This is a genomic window from Streptomyces sp. A2-16 (genome assembly GCF_018128905.1).
Classification (GTDB): domain Bacteria; phylum Actinomycetota; class Actinomycetes; order Streptomycetales; family Streptomycetaceae; genus Streptomyces.
Genome location: NZ_CP063808.1, coordinates 7,082,205 through 7,095,860 on the forward strand (window position 1 = coordinate 7,082,205; position 13,656 = coordinate 7,095,860).

10 protein-coding genes, 2 rRNA genes and 1 pseudogene are annotated in these 13,656 nt (G+C 67.8%); 2 read left to right on the top strand and 11 right to left on the bottom strand.

Annotation, left to right across the window (positions count from 1 at the left end; translation table 11 throughout):
* Positions 1 to 162 precede the first annotated feature (162 nt).
* Genes IOD14_RS31820 through IOD14_RS31830 form a run of 3 tightly spaced genes read right to left on the bottom strand, consistent with a single transcriptional unit; the run spans position 163 to position 2,190 of the window.
* Positions 163 to 1,068 (bottom strand): NAD kinase, encoded by a 906-nt coding sequence (locus tag IOD14_RS31820; RefSeq protein ID WP_123988251.1) that lies wholly within the window; start codon positions 1,066 to 1,068, stop codon positions 163 to 165.
* A complete protein-coding gene (locus tag IOD14_RS31825) occupies positions 1,065 to 1,880 on the bottom strand; it encodes a TlyA family RNA methyltransferase (RefSeq protein WP_212672161.1) in 816 nt (271 codons plus the stop codon). The genes IOD14_RS31820 and IOD14_RS31825 overlap by 4 nt, the downstream gene beginning before the upstream one ends.
* Positions 1,881 to 1,887: 7 nt before the next feature.
* Positions 1,888 to 2,190 (bottom strand): hypothetical protein, encoded by a 303-nt coding sequence (locus IOD14_RS31830; protein WP_123988253.1) that lies wholly within the window; start codon positions 2,188 to 2,190, stop codon positions 1,888 to 1,890.
* 42 nt (positions 2,191 to 2,232) lie between these two features.
* On the opposite strand from IOD14_RS31830, the gene IOD14_RS31835 reads away from it, so the two are divergent.
* Positions 2,233 to 2,580 (top strand): SCP2 sterol-binding domain-containing protein, encoded by a 348-nt coding sequence (locus tag IOD14_RS31835; RefSeq protein WP_123988254.1) that lies wholly within the window; start codon positions 2,233 to 2,235, stop codon positions 2,578 to 2,580.
* Here IOD14_RS31835 and IOD14_RS31840 read toward each other — a convergent pair.
* From IOD14_RS31840 to IOD14_RS31855, 4 genes are all read right to left on the bottom strand, one after another.
* Positions 2,564 to 3,451, bottom strand: coding sequence for an ABC transporter ATP-binding protein (locus IOD14_RS31840; protein ID WP_212672162.1), 888 nt, complete (start codon positions 3,449 to 3,451; stop codon positions 2,564 to 2,566). The two genes, IOD14_RS31835 and IOD14_RS31840, sit on opposite strands and share 17 nt — an antisense overlap.
* The gene (locus tag IOD14_RS31845) at positions 3,448 to 4,485 is read right to left on the bottom strand and encodes an iron chelate uptake ABC transporter family permease subunit (protein WP_212672163.1); all 1,038 of its coding nucleotides are present in this window, start codon (positions 4,483 to 4,485) and stop codon (positions 3,448 to 3,450) included. Before IOD14_RS31845 ends, IOD14_RS31840 begins: the two co-directional genes overlap by 4 nt.
* Positions 4,482 to 5,525 carry an iron chelate uptake ABC transporter family permease subunit gene (locus IOD14_RS31850; protein ID WP_123988257.1) on the bottom strand — a complete coding sequence of 348 codons (1,044 nt, stop codon included), beginning with the start codon at positions 5,523 to 5,525 and terminating at the stop codon, positions 4,482 to 4,484. Before IOD14_RS31850 ends, IOD14_RS31845 begins: the two co-directional genes overlap by 4 nt.
* Positions 5,526 to 5,612: 87 nt before the next feature.
* Positions 5,613 to 6,641 carry an HAD hydrolase-like protein gene (locus tag IOD14_RS31855; protein ID WP_212672164.1) on the bottom strand — a complete coding sequence of 343 codons (1,029 nt, stop codon included), beginning with the start codon at positions 6,639 to 6,641 and terminating at the stop codon, positions 5,613 to 5,615.
* A 72-nt stretch (positions 6,642 to 6,713) separates the two neighbouring features.
* Between IOD14_RS31855 and IOD14_RS31860 the strand changes: the two genes are divergently transcribed.
* On the top strand, positions 6,714 to 8,006 hold the full coding sequence (locus IOD14_RS31860) for a DUF1015 domain-containing protein (RefSeq protein ID WP_212672165.1): 1,293 nt from the start codon (positions 6,714 to 6,716) through the stop codon (positions 8,004 to 8,006).
* Positions 8,007 to 8,078: 72 nt separating this feature from the next.
* On the opposite strand, the gene IOD14_RS31865 is transcribed toward IOD14_RS31860, so the two are convergent.
* The 4 genes and pseudogenes from IOD14_RS31865 to IOD14_RS31875 all read right to left on the bottom strand — a co-directional run bounded on the left by IOD14_RS31865 (position 8,079) and on the right by IOD14_RS31875 (position 13,548).
* On the bottom strand, positions 8,079 to 8,879 hold the full coding sequence (locus tag IOD14_RS31865; RefSeq protein ID WP_212673440.1) for a tetratricopeptide repeat protein: 801 nt from the start codon (positions 8,877 to 8,879) through the stop codon (positions 8,079 to 8,081).
* Positions 8,880 to 8,957: 78 nt separating this feature from the next.
* Positions 8,958 to 10,079: pseudogene (locus IOD14_RS44800) on the bottom strand (hypothetical protein); the annotation flags it as partial.
* A gap of 125 nt (positions 10,080 to 10,204) precedes the next feature.
* Positions 10,205 to 10,321: ribosomal RNA gene (gene rrf, locus IOD14_RS31870) — 5S ribosomal RNA — on the bottom strand.
* Positions 10,322 to 10,425: 104 nt separating this feature from the next.
* A 23S ribosomal RNA gene (locus tag IOD14_RS31875) occupies positions 10,426 to 13,548 on the bottom strand.
* Positions 13,549 to 13,656 lie beyond the last annotated feature (108 nt).

Genomic DNA, 13,656 nt, shown 5'->3' on the forward strand with positions numbered 1-13,656 from the left:
CGGTGAAGACCTTACGAGGTCGGGGCGGGCGAGTGCGAGGTGCCCTTGTCACTCGGGCGGGTGTCAGGCCTTCAGGGGTGCGGGGAACTGCGCGATCGGCCGCGGGCGGCCGGTGGTCGCACAACTGCCCGCACCCCCCTGACGGAGCGCTGGTGAGGCGCGCTAGTGAGGCGCCCCCCGCCATCCGGAGACCGGCAACGCGAACTTCGCCACCAGCCGATCCGTGAAGGAGGCGTGATGCAGTCGAGCCAGCCGCACCGGCACAGCCCCTCGCCGCACCTCCACCCGAGCCCCCGGAGGCAACTCGAACGTCCGCCGCCCGTCGCACCACAGCACGCCCGGCGGAATATGGGGCAGAAGCTCCACGGCCAGCACGGAGTTCGGCGAGGTCACCAACGGCTTCGCGAACAGCGCGTGCGCGGAGATGGGCACCATCAGCAGCGCCTCCACCTCGGGCCACACCACGGGCCCGCCCGCGGAGAACGCGTACGCCGTGGACCCGGTGGGCGTGGACAGCACGATCCCGTCGCATCCGAACCCGGTGACGGGCCGCCCGTCGATCTCCAGCACGACCTCGAGGAGCTTCTCCGCGCCTGCCTTCTGCACGGCCGCCTCGTTCAGCGCCCAGTCGGTGTGCACGATGTCCCCGTTCCGGTGAACGACAACATCGACCGTCATGCGCTCCTCGACCTCGTAGGACTTGGTCACGACCCGGTCCACGACCTTGTCGAGATCGTCCCGCTCGGCCTCCGCGAGGAACCCGACGCTGCCCAGGTTGACGCCGAGCATCGGCACCCCGGACGCCCGGGCGAACTCGGCGCCCCGCAGCAGCGTCCCGTCACCGCCGAGCACGATGAGCAGCTCGCACCCTTCGAGGCACTGCGGAGTCGCCTCCTTGACGAGCTCCACCTCGGGCGGCAGCGGCAGGTCCGCGGCCTCGTACTCCAGGACGCGAACGCCGATGTCGGAGCGCAGCAGTCCCTTCACCACGAGCTCGGCACTGCGGATGGCGGCGGGCCGTCCCGTGTGGGCGAGCAGAAAAACAGTACGAGCTCGGTCAGGTGTCAACGCGGCCCCTCCGCCACTGCACGGTCAACGTCGGCCGGGTCCAGAGCGGGCGCCCCGGCACGCAGCCACAGAAAGTATTCGACATTGCCCGAGGGTCCGGGCAACGGACTGGCCGTGACACCCTTCACCCCGAGTCCGAGTTCCCCCGCCTTCTCGGCCACTCCTCGCACGGCCTCCGCCCGCAGCTGCGTGCTCCGTACGACTCCCCCGCTGCCCAGCCGTTCCTTCCCCACCTCGAACTGCGGCTTCACCATCATCACCAGATCGGCGTCCGGCTTCACGCACCGCACCAGGGCGGGCAGTACCAGTCCGAGCGGGATGAAGGACAGATCCCCCACGACAAGATCCACTGGTTCCCCATCGATCGCTTCGAGCGTCAACTCGCGTACGTTCGTACGGTCCTTGACGGTGACGCGTTCATCGCTCTGGAGAGACCAAGCGAGTTGTCCGTAACCGACGTCGACGGCGACCACGTGTGCGACACCGGCCCGCAGCAGCACATCGGTGAATCCACCGGTGGAGGCGCCGGCGTCCAGGGCCCGTCGCCCCTCGACGACCAGCCCCTGCGGCACGAACACCTGAAGGGCGCCCGCGAGCTTGTGCCCGCCGCGGGACACGTAGTCGGGATCGCCGTCGTCGCTCTGCACCACGATCGCCGCCGCGGTCTCCACCTGGGTGGCGGGCTTGGTCGCGACGGTCTTGCCGACGGTGACCCGCCCGGCCGCGATCAGCTGGCTGGCGTGCTCACGCGAGCGCGCCAGCTTCCGCCGGACCAGCTCAGCGTCCAGCCGACGGCGTGCGACTCCTGCCACGTTCGGTTCAGCTCCTAGTGCCATACGAGGGTGAGGGCACCCTCTGGTCGTACGACGGCGAGGGCGCCGGAGGTCCCGGGCGCGCGTCGAGCGCGGTGAGCGCGTCGCGCAGTCCCCGGTGTACATCCTCGTACACCTCGATGTGTCCGTCCGTGGCGAGGTGGTCGGCGTCGTCCAGCCGCTCCAGCTGGACGTCGACCTCGGCGTTGCCGGTGGGGGTGCGGGGCACGTTCAGAGGGGCGGGGGCAGCCGGGTCGTGGTCGGGTTCGACCGGGACCTCTTGTGAAGGCTCTGGAACTGCGTCGCTCATGCCCAGACGCTACCTCGAACCGCTGGGGTACCGTCGATCGCGATGGCCACGACCGAGGAGTGCCGCGCCGCACTCGAGAAGCTCTCCGACAACATGCGCAACGCCGAGGGGGACGTCGCCACGGCGGCGTCCATGGACCGCTCGGTGAGCTGCCGCATCACCGACCTCGACGTCACCTTCGTCGGCCGGATGACCGGCGGCCGGATCGTCGTGCACGACACCGTGCAGGGCCCTCCGAAGGAGAAGGCCCAGATCAGACTGACCATGACCGGCGACGACCTGGTGGCGCTGGTGAACGGTGAGCTGAACTTCGCCAAGGCCTGGGGCTCGGGCCGGGTGAAGCTGGAGGCGGGCCTGAGGGACCTGTTCCAGCTCAGGAAGCTTCTGTAGCGCCCGCCGTCCCGCTGCCGGCCTCCACGCGCACGCGTGCCTTGCGCGCGGCCGGCACCACCAGCGGTGTCCCCGTCTCCGGGTCGTCGATGACCTGGCAGCGCAGCCCGAAGACCTCCTCGACCAGCTCGGCCGTGACGATGTCGTTCGGGGCGCCCTCGGCGACGATCGTCCCGCCCTTGAGGGCGATGAGATGCGTGGCGTAGCGGGCCGCGTGGTTGAGGTCGTGCAGGACGGCGACCAGGGTGCGGCCCTGCTCCTCGTGCAGCTCGGCACAGAGGTCGAGGACGTCGATCTGGTGCTGGATGTCGAGGTAGGTCGTCGGCTCGTCCAGGAGCAGCAGCGGGGTCTGCTGGGCGAGCGCCATCGCGATCCACACCCGCTGCCGCTGACCTCCGGACAGCTCGTCGACGTACCGCTCGGCGAGCTCGGCGACCCCGGTCCGCCGCATGGACTCCTGTACGACCCGCTCGTCCTCGGTGGACCACTGGCGCAGGATGCCCTGGTGCGGGTAGCGGCCCCGGCCGACCAGGTCGGCGACGGTGATCCCGTCCGGCGCGATGGAGGACTGCGGGAGCAGACCCAGGGTGCGGGCGACCTTCTTCGCCGGCATCGACTGGATGACCTGCCCGTCCAGCAGCACCTTGCCCTGGCTGGGCTTCAGCATCCGCGAGAGGGCCCGCAGGAGCGTGGACTTGCCGCACGCGTTGGGGCCGACGATCACCGTGAAGGAGTTGTCGGGTATCTCCACCGACAGCTGCTCGGCGATGACCCGCTGGTCGTAGGCGAGGGTGACGGTGTCGGCGGACAGGCGGTTCACGGTGCTCCTCGGGTTGTTCAGTCCGCTGGTCGGGACGGTCTCGGCGCTCATATCCGGCCCGCCCTGCGCTCGGTGACCAGGAGCCACAGCAGGTAGAGGCCGCCGAGGACTCCGGTGACCACGCCGACGGGCAGCTGGTCGGCGCCGAAGGCCTTCTGGGAGACCCAGTCGGCGGTGACCAGGAGGGTGGCGCCCATGCACAGGGACGGCAGCAGGTTGGGGCCGGGCGAGCGAGTGAGGCGGCGGGCCAGCTGCGGGGCGGTGAGCGCGACGAAGCTGACCGGTCCGGCGGCCGCGGTGGCGGCGGCGGTGAGCAGGACGGCGGCGACCAGGAGCAGCAGCCGTACCCGCTCGACGCGCACGCCGAGGGCGTGGGAGACGTCGTCGCCCATCTCCATCATCCTGAGGCCGCGCGCGTTGGCGAGGACCAGCGGGACGAGGATCGCGCACAGCCACAGCAGCGGCCACACCTGCGCCCAGTCCCGGCCGCTGAGCGACCCGGTCATCCAGACCACGGCCTGGGCGGCCTCGGTGAGCGTGGACCTGGTGAGCAGGTAGCCGTTGACCGCGGTGACGATCGCGGAGACACCGATCCCGACCAGGACCAGCCGGTATCCGTGCACGCCCTGCTTCCAGGCGAGCAGATAGATGGCGAGCCCGGTGACCAGACCGCCCACGAGTGCGCCCGTGGTGACCTGGGCCGCGCTCCCGGAGAACAGCACGATCATCGTGAGCGCCCCGGCCGTCGCGCCCTGGCTGAGCCCGAGCACGTCCGGACTGCCCAGCGGGTTGCGGGAGATGGCCTGGAACAGCGCTCCGCCGAGTCCGAGCGAGGCGCCGACCAGGAGCCCCACGAGGACCCTCGGCAGCCGCAGCTCGTTGACGATGAACTCCTGCCCCGCGTTGCCGTTGCCGAGCAGCGTCCTGAGCACGTCCCCGGCGGGGATCGGGAAGTCGCCGGTACCGATCAGCAGCACGCTCGCGGTGAGCGCGGCGAGGAGGATCAGGGCGACGACGACGACGGCCCGGACGTCCAGCCGTAGGGAGAGCCCGCCGGGGGTCCTGATGGCACGGTTGGTGCTCACAGCTGGGCCGTCCTCCGCCGTCGTACGAGAAAGATGAAGACCGGCCCGCCGATGATCGCGGTGACGATGCCGACCTGGAGCTCCGCGGGCCTGGCCACCATCCGCCCGATCACGTCGGAGCCCAGCAGCAGCACGGGCGACAGGACGGTCGCGTACGGCAGGATCCAGCGCAGGTCGGGTCCGGTGAAGGAGCGCACGATGTGCGGCACCATCAGGCCGACGAACACGATCGGACCGCAGGCGGCGGTCGCGGCCCCGCACAGCACGGTCGCCGAGAGCATGGCCAGCGCCCGGGTGCGGTTGAGGTGGGCGCCGAGGGCCCTGGCGGTGTCGTCGCCCATCTCCATCGCGTTGAGCGGCCGGGCCAGCGCGAGGGCGAGGAGGGAGCCGACCGCGAGGAACGGCAGCACCTGCATGATGGTCGAGTTGCTCGCCGAGGACAGCGAACCGACCGTCCAGAAGCGCATCCTGTTGAGCGCCTGGTCATCCATGATCATCACGGCCTGCAGATAGCCGTACAGCGCCGCGCTGATCGCCGTGCCGGCCAGCGCGAGCCGCACCGGGGTGGCACCCCGGCTGCCGCCCAGGAACCACACCAGCGCGCCGACCGCGGCCGCGCCGACGAAGGCGAACCACACATAGCCGCTGAGCGAGGTGACGCCGAAGAAGGTGATCGCGGTGACCACCGCGGCGGACGCGCCCGCGTTGATGCCGAGCAGCCCGGGGTCGGCCAGCGGATTGCGGGTGAGCGCCTGGAGGACCGCCCCGGACAGGCCGAGCGCGGCCCCCGCGAGCAGTCCGAGGACGGTGCGGGAGAGCCGGTCGGCCACCACGACGTCGCCGTAGGTCCCCGTGTCCTGGAACAGCCCGTGCCAGACCTGTTCCACGGACAGCCCTTTCGCCCCGACCGCGATGCTCGCCACGGCGACGAGCGCCAGAATCACGACGGACACCAGGAGCCCAAAAGCACGTATCGCCCGGCGGGTTGGGGGCGCGGGGGCGGTCTCCGCGCGCGGTTCGGGAGGACTGTCGACCAACACGCAGTTAGGTTAGCCTACCCTGCCAACCGGCCACGATCCTGAGGCCCGAACGTACCCGGACTCACAGCAGTGCCCGCCCGGCCCTCCTCACAACCCCAGCCTGGCCAGCGCCTTCCCCGCGTCCAGCTCGCACACACCCTCCCCGGCCGCCGTCCAGGCCGCCGCGCACAGCGCCCGCAGACCGTCCAGGGCCTCGCCGTCGCCGTCGAGTTCCAGCCGCTCCCGGCCCGCCGTCGCCGCCCACCCCCCGCACCGGAAGCCCTCTCCCGCCTCGGTGACCTCGGGCTGCCCGGTGAGCATGCCCCGCAGATCGGCGTCCACATAGGTCGGCCGGTGCTGCGGCGGCGCGGCCAGCAGCTGCGGGCCGTCGGTGACGCCGGTGAGCACGAGCAGCGAGTCCACCTCGCCGTTGAACGCGCCCTCGATGTCGGTGTCGAGCCGGTCCCCGACCACCAACGGCCGCTCGGCGCCGGTCCGCAGGATCGTCTCCCGGTGCATGGGAGGCAAGGGCTTGCCCGCGACCTGCGGCTCGGCCCCGGTCGCGATCCGCACGACCTCGACCGCCGCGCCATTGCCCGGCGCGATCCCCCGCCCGCTCGGAATCGTGAGGTCGGTGTTGGACGCGAACCAGGGCACCCCGCGCGCGACGGCATAACTGGCTTCGGCGAACCGCCCCCAGGCCAGATCCGGCCCACCGAATCCCTGCACGACCGCCGCCGGATCGTCGTCCGCCGACTCCACGGGCTCCAGCCCCCGCTCGCGCAAGGCCACCCGCAGCCCCTCACCGCCGATGACGAGCACCCGCGCCCCGGCCGGCACCTGCTCGCTGATCAGCCGCGCCACCGCCTGGGCGGAGGTGATGACGTCCGCGGCCCCCGTCGGTATCCCCAGCTCGGTGAGATGCTCGGCCACGGCGTCGGGCGTGCGCAGCGCGTTGTTGGTGACATAGGCGAGGTGCATCCCGCCCTCGCGCGCGGTGGCGAGCGACTCCACGGCGTGCGCGATCGCGTTGCCGCCCGCGTACACCACCCCGTCGAGGTCGAGCAGCGCGGTGTCGTACGCCTCGCTCAGGGCCTGCCCACTGCCCGCGGGCCTCGTCCTCACGCGCTGGCTCATTCCGCATCGCTCCTCGTTCGACGGCTTTCCCCCGATCATCCCCCATGCCACCGACACCCGTACGATGCCGGGATGAACACAGCAGGTCACCCGGAAGCAACGGCGCACCGAGGCCTGGAACTCACCCCGTTCCGAGGCCTGCGCTACGACCCCGACCGGGTCGGCAGCCTGGCCGCCGTGACGTCACCTCCGTACGACGTCGTGGTCCGCCCCGACGGCCTGCACCAGCTCCAGTCCAACGACCCGTACAACATCGTCCGGCTGATCCTCCCGCAGGCGACGACCCCGGCCGAACGCAACGAACAGGCGGCCCGCACCCTGCGCGGCTGGCTCGCCGAGGGCATCCTGGCCGCCGATCCCGAACCCGGCCTGTACGTCTACGAACAGCAGGACGGCGCCGGCCTGCTCCAGCGCGGAGTCATCGGCATCCTGCGCCTGTCGGAGCCGTCCGAGGGTGTGATCCTGCCCCACGAGGACGTCATGCCCCACGTCGTTGCCGACCGAGCGGCGCTGATGCGGGCCACCTCGGCGAACCTGGAGCCCCTGCTCCTCACCTACCGGGGCAACGGTTCGCAGTCCGTCACGACGACCGTGGTCGAGCGCACGGCCGAGCAGGAACCGCTCCTCGCCACGACCACCGAGGACGGTTACCGCCACCGCCTGTGGTCGATCACCGACCCGGCCGAAGTGGCCCGTATCCAGTCCGACCTGGCCCAGCACCAGGCCCTCATCGCCGACGGCCACCACCGCTGGGCGACCTACCGCCGGCTGCGCGCGGAGCACCCTTCCCCAAGCCCCTGGGACCACGGCCTGGTCCTCCTCGTCGACACGGCCCGCTACCCCCTCCGCGTCCGCGCCATCCACCGCCTGCTGAACGGTATGCCGGTGGCCCGGTCCCTGGCGCTTCTCGACGGCCTCTTTCGCGTACGGCGCCTCGATGCGCCCCTGGCCGACGCCCTGGAGACCCTCGCCGACGCGGCCTGCGCCGGCAACGCCTTCCTGCTCGCCGGCGACGGTGCCTTCCACCTCGTGGACCACCCCGACCCGGACCTCCTGGCCCGCACGATCCCCACGAACCGCCCCGCCGCCTGGCGCACCCTGGACGCCACCGTCCTGCACGCCACGCTCCTCGCGCACGTCTGGCAGGTCCCCGAGGACGACCCCTCCCGCATCGCCTACATCCACGACACGGCCGCCACCGTCGAGAAGGCGGAGCGCGACGGCGGTACGGCCGTCCTGATGCACCCGGTCCGCGAGGAGGTCGTCCGCGACCTGGCCCGCCAGGGTGTCACGATGCCCCGGAAGTCGACGTCGTTCGGCCCGAAGCCGGCGTCGGGTCTGGTCCTGCGCGCACTGGACGTATGACGCGACAAGGGGCGGGATCCCGGGATCCCGCCCCTTGTTCATCGACTGAATCGACTGAATCGACTGAGCAGATCAGTCCTTGAGGTCGCCCTCGTCGGCGTCTTCGTCGTCTTCGTCCTCATCGACCGCCACGACCTTCTCGGCAGCCTGGACAGCAACACCCTCGTGCAGGAGCTCGTCCTCACCCTCGTCCTCGGCGAAGGCGTCGACGAACTCAACCCCGTCCAGCTCGGCGAGCCGGTCGGAGGCGTCCGTGCTGCCGTCCTTGTCGGACTCGACGGCCTTGGCGAACCACTCCCGCGCCTCGTCCTCCCGACCGGCGGCGAGCAGTGCGTCGGCGTAGGCGTACCGCAGTCGCGCGGTCCAAGGCTGCACCGAGTTGGAGGCCAGCTCGGGGCTCTGCAGCGTCACGATCGCCGCGTCCAGCTGCCCCATGTCACGCCGGGCACCGGCCGCGACGAGCCGCATCTCCACCTGCCCGGCCTTGTCGAGCTTGTGCACCTCGGGCGCCCCGGCCATGTCCAGAGCCTTCTCCGGCCGCCCGAGCCCACGCTCGCAGTCGGCCATGACGGGCCACAGCTCCACGTTCCCGGTCATCCGGCGCGCGGCCCGGAACTCGGCGAGCGCCTCGCTGTACTTCTGGTTGGCGTACGCCGCGAACCCGGCCGCCTCGCGTACGGCGGCGACACGCGACGCCAGCCGCAGGGCCACCCTGGAGTAGCCGTAGGCACCCTCGGGGTCCTCGTCGATGAGCCGGGCCACCATCACCAGGTTCTTGGCGACATCCTCCGCGAGCCCCTTCGGCAGACTCTGCAGCTCCTGCCGTACGTCCTTGTCGATCTCCTCGCCCGTGACGTCCTCGGGGATCGGCAGCCGCTTGACCGGCTCACGGTCACGGTCCCGCTCGTCGCGGAAACGCCCGCCACCGCCACGCCGGTCGTCGCCACCGCGCCGGTCGTCCCGGCCCCGGAACCCGCCGCTGGGCCGCCCACCACGGTCGTCCCTCCGCGGCCCACCGCGGCCGCCTCGGTCGTCCCGCCGGTCGTCACGGCGGAAGCCACCGCGCTCACCCCGGTTGTCATCACGACGGAAACCACCGCGGTCGCCGCCACGGTCGTCACGGCGCTCGTAGCCGCCACTGCGGTTGTCGTCACGACGGTCGTTGTCGCGACGGAAGCCACCGCGGTCATCGCCGCGACGGTCGTCACGGCGCTCGTCACGGCGCTCGTAGCCGCCACCACGGTTGTCGTCACGACGGAAACCACCACGGTCCCCGCGATCCCCACGGTCACCGCGGTCGTCACGACGGAAGCCACGGTCCCGGTCGTCCGTGCGGGGAGCACGGTCACGGTCGTCGCGCCGGCCGTACCCGCCGCGGTTGTCACCACCACGGCTGTCGCCACCGCGGTAATCGCCACCGCGGTTGTCGTCGCGACGGAACCCGCCACGGTCGCCGCCGCGGTCATCCCGCCGTCCGTAGCCACCGCCGCGGTTGTCGTCACGGCGGAAGCCACCGCGATCATTGTCCCGGCGCTCTACGCGCTCGCCACGGTCTCCGCGGTCGTCACGACGGGGCCCGGCCGGGCGGTCGTCACGGCGGAAGGCAGGCCGGTCACCATCGCGCCGGAACCCACGGTCTCCGCGGTCGTCACGACGAGGCCCGGCCGGGCGGTCGTCACGGCGGAACGCGGGGCGGGGCCCGCGGTCGTCCGTGCGGGGGGCACGGTCGCGGTCGTCGCGCCGGCCGTACCCGCCGCGGTTGTCACCACCTCGGTTGTCACCGCCACGGCTGTCGCCACCGCGGTTGTCGTCGCGACGGAACCCGCCGCGGTCGCCGCGGTCATCGCGCCGTCCGTAGCCACCGCCACGATTGTCGTCACGACGGTCGTCACGGCGGCCGCCGTAGCCGCCACCGCCACCGCCGGCACCGCGGTTGCCGCCGCGGTCATTGCCGCTACGGTCGCCGGCACCGCGGTCGTTGTCGCGGCGGAAACCGCCACGTTCACCACGGTCCCCTCGGTAACCGCCGCGATCGCCACGGTCACCACTGTCCCGTCGCCGCTGGTCGCGCTCCGGTCGGTCGTCGGGAGAGTTGGTGGACATGGTGACTCCTGTCTTCGGTACTGCTGCAAGCATTCTAAAAACAAAAGGACCCCTGGTCCCAGCTGAACGCTGGGACCAGGGGTCCTCCAAAGATTGTTCGGCGGCGTCCTACTCTCCCACAGGGTCCCCCCTGCAGTACCATCGGCGCTGTAAGGCTTAGCTTCCGGGTTCGAAATGTAACCGGGCGTTTCCCTCACGCTATGGCCACCGAAACCCTAATGGTTTCGAGCGAACAAGCACACTCTTTAATTATGCGTTCTGCTCAAAGCCGACAACGGTCGTTGCCTCAGAACTAACACAGTGGACGCGAGCAAATATGGACAAGCCCTCGGCCTATTAGTACCGGTCACCTCCACCCATTACTGGGCTTCCAGATCCGGCCTATCAACCCAGTCGTCTACTGGGAGCCTTAACCCCTCAAAGGGGGTGGGAATACTCATCTCGAAGCAGGCTTCCCGCTTAGATGCTTTCAGCGGTTATCCCTCCCGAACGTAGCCAACCAGCCATGCCCTTGGCAGAACAACTGGCACACCAGAGGTTCGTCCGTCCCGGTCCTCTCGTACTAGGGACAGCCCTTCTCAATATTCCTACGCGCGCAGCGGATAGGGACCGAACTGTCTCACGACGTTCTAAACCCAGCTCGCGTACCGCTTTAATGGGCGAACAGCCCAACCCTTGGGACCGACTCCAGCCCCAGGATGCGACGAGCCGACATCGAGGTGCCAAACCATCCCGTCGATATGGACTCTTGGGGAAGATCAGCCTGTTATCCCCGGGGTACCTTTTATCCGTTGAGCGACGGCGCTTCCACAAGCCACCGCCGGATCACTAGTCCCGACTTTCGTCCCTGCTCGACCCGTCGGTCTCACAGTCAAGCTCCCTTGTGCACTTACACTCAACACCTGATTACCAACCAGGCTGAGGGAACCTTTGGGCGCCTCCGTTACTCTTTAGGAGGCAACCGCCCCAGTTAAACTACCCATCAGACACTGTCCCTGATCCGGATCACGGACCCAGGTTAGACATCCAGCACGACCAGACTGGTATTTCAACGACGACTCCACCTGAACTGGCGTCCAAGCTTCACAGTCTCCCAGCTATCCTACACAAGCCGAACCGAACACCAATATCAAACTGTAGTAAAGGTCCCGGGGTCTTTCCGTCCTGCTGCGCGAAACGAGCATCTTTACTCGTAGTGCAATTTCACCGGGCCTATGGTTGAGACAGTCGAGAAGTCGTTACGCCATTCGTGCAGGTCGGAACTTACCCGACAAGGAATTTCGCTACCTTAGGATGGTTATAGTTACCACCGCCGTTTACTGGCGCTTAAGTTCTCAGCTTCGCCACACCGAAATGTGACTAACCGGTCCCCTTAACGTTCCAGCACCGGGCAGGCGTCAGTCCGTATACATCGCCTTACGGCTTCGCACGGACCTGTGTTTTTAGTAAACAGTCGCTTCTCGCTGGTCTCTGCGGCCACCCCCAGCTCATGAAGTAAATTCAATCACCGGTGATGGCCCCCCTTCTCCCGAAGTTACGGGGGCATTTTGCCGAGTTCCTTAACCATAGTTCACCCGAACGCCTCGGTATTCTCTACCTGACCACCTGAGTCGGTTTAGGGTACGGGCCGCCATGAAACTCGCTAGAGGCTTTTCTCGACAGCATAGGATCATCCACTTCACCACAATCGGCTCGGCATCAGGTCTCAGCCACAAGTGCGACGGATTTGCCTATCGCACGGCCTACACCCTTACCCCGGGACAACCACCGCCCGGGCTGGACTACCTTCCTGCGTCACCCCATCACTCACCTACTGCAAGTCTGGTTCGTCGGCTCCACCACTCCCCTTTGCCCGAAGGCTCCGGGGCGGCTTCACGGACTTAGCATCGCCTGGTTCGATGTTTGACGCTTCACAGCGGGTACCGGAATATCAACCGGTTATCCATCGACTACGCCTGTCGGCCTCGCCTTAGGTCCCGACTTACCCTGGGCAGATCAGCTTGACCCAGGAACCCTTAGTCAATCGGCGCACACGTTTCCCACGTGTGTATCGCTACTCATGCCTGCATTCTCACTCGTGAACCGTCCACCACTAGCTTCCGCTGCAGCTTCACCCGGCACACGACGCTCCCCTACCCATCACAGCCGCCGTTGGGCGTATTGCTGCAATGACACGACTTCGGCGGTACGCTTGAGCCCCGCTACATTGTCGGCGCGGAATCACTAGACCAGTGAGCTATTACGCACTCTTTCAAGGGTGGCTGCTTCTAAGCCAACCTCCTGGTTGTCTCTGCGACTCCACATCCTTTCCCACTTAGCGTACGCTTAGGGGCCTTAGTCGATGCTCTGGGCTGTTTCCCTCTCGACCATGGAGCTTATCCCCCACAGTCTCACTGCCGCGCTCTCACTTACCGGCATTCGGAGTTTGGCTAAGGTCAGTAACCCGGTAGGGCCCATCGCCTATCCAGTGCTCTACCTCCGGCAAGAAACACACGACGCTGCACCTAAATGCATTTCGGGGAGAACCAGCTATCACGGAGTTTGATTGGCCTTTCACCCCTAACCACAGGTCATCCCCCAGGTTTTCAACCCTGGTGGGTTCGGTCCTCCACGAAGTCTTACCTCCGCTTCAACCTGCCCATGGCTAGATCACTCCGCTTCGGGTCTTGAGCGTGCTACTCAAACGCCCTATTAGGACTCGCTTTCGCTACGGCTACCCCACCCGGGTTAACCTCGCAACACACCGCAAACTCGCAGGCTCATTCTTCAAAAGGCACGCAGTCACGAGAATGAAAGCAAGCTTTCATTCCGACGCTCCCACGGCTTGTAGGCACACGGTTTCAGGTACTATTTCACTCCGCTCCCGCGGTACTTTTCACCATTCCCTCACGGTACTATCCGCTATCGGTCACCAGGGAATATTTAGGCTTAGCGGGTGGTCCCGCCAGATTCACACGGGATTTCTCGGGCCCCGTGCTACTTGGGTGTCTCTCAAACGAGCCGCTGATGTTTCGACTACGGGGGTCTTACCCTCTACGCCGGACCTTTCGCATGTCCTTCGCCTACATCAACGGTTTCTGACTCGTCTCACAGCCGGCAGACTGTGAAAGAGAGATCCCACAACCCCGCATGCGCAACCCCTGCCGGGTCTCACACGCATACGGTTTGGCCTCATCCGGTTTCGCTCGCCACTACTCCCGGAATCACGGTTGTTTTCTCTTCCTGCGGGTACTGAGATGTTTCACTTCCCCGCGTTCCCTCCACATACCCTATGTGTTCAGGTATGGGTGACAGCCCATGACGACTGCCGGGTTTCCCCATTCGGAAACCCCCGGATCAAAGCCTGGTTGACGACTCCCCGGGGACTATCGTGGCCTCCCACGTCCTTCATCGGTTCCTGGTGCCAAGGCATCCACCGTGCGCCCTTAAAAACTTGGCCACAGATGCTCGCGTCCACTGTGCAGTTCTCAAACAACGACCAGCCACCCATCACCCCGGAGCAACACTCCGAGTTCACTGGGGCCGGCATCGAGGGGGTTCATTCCCT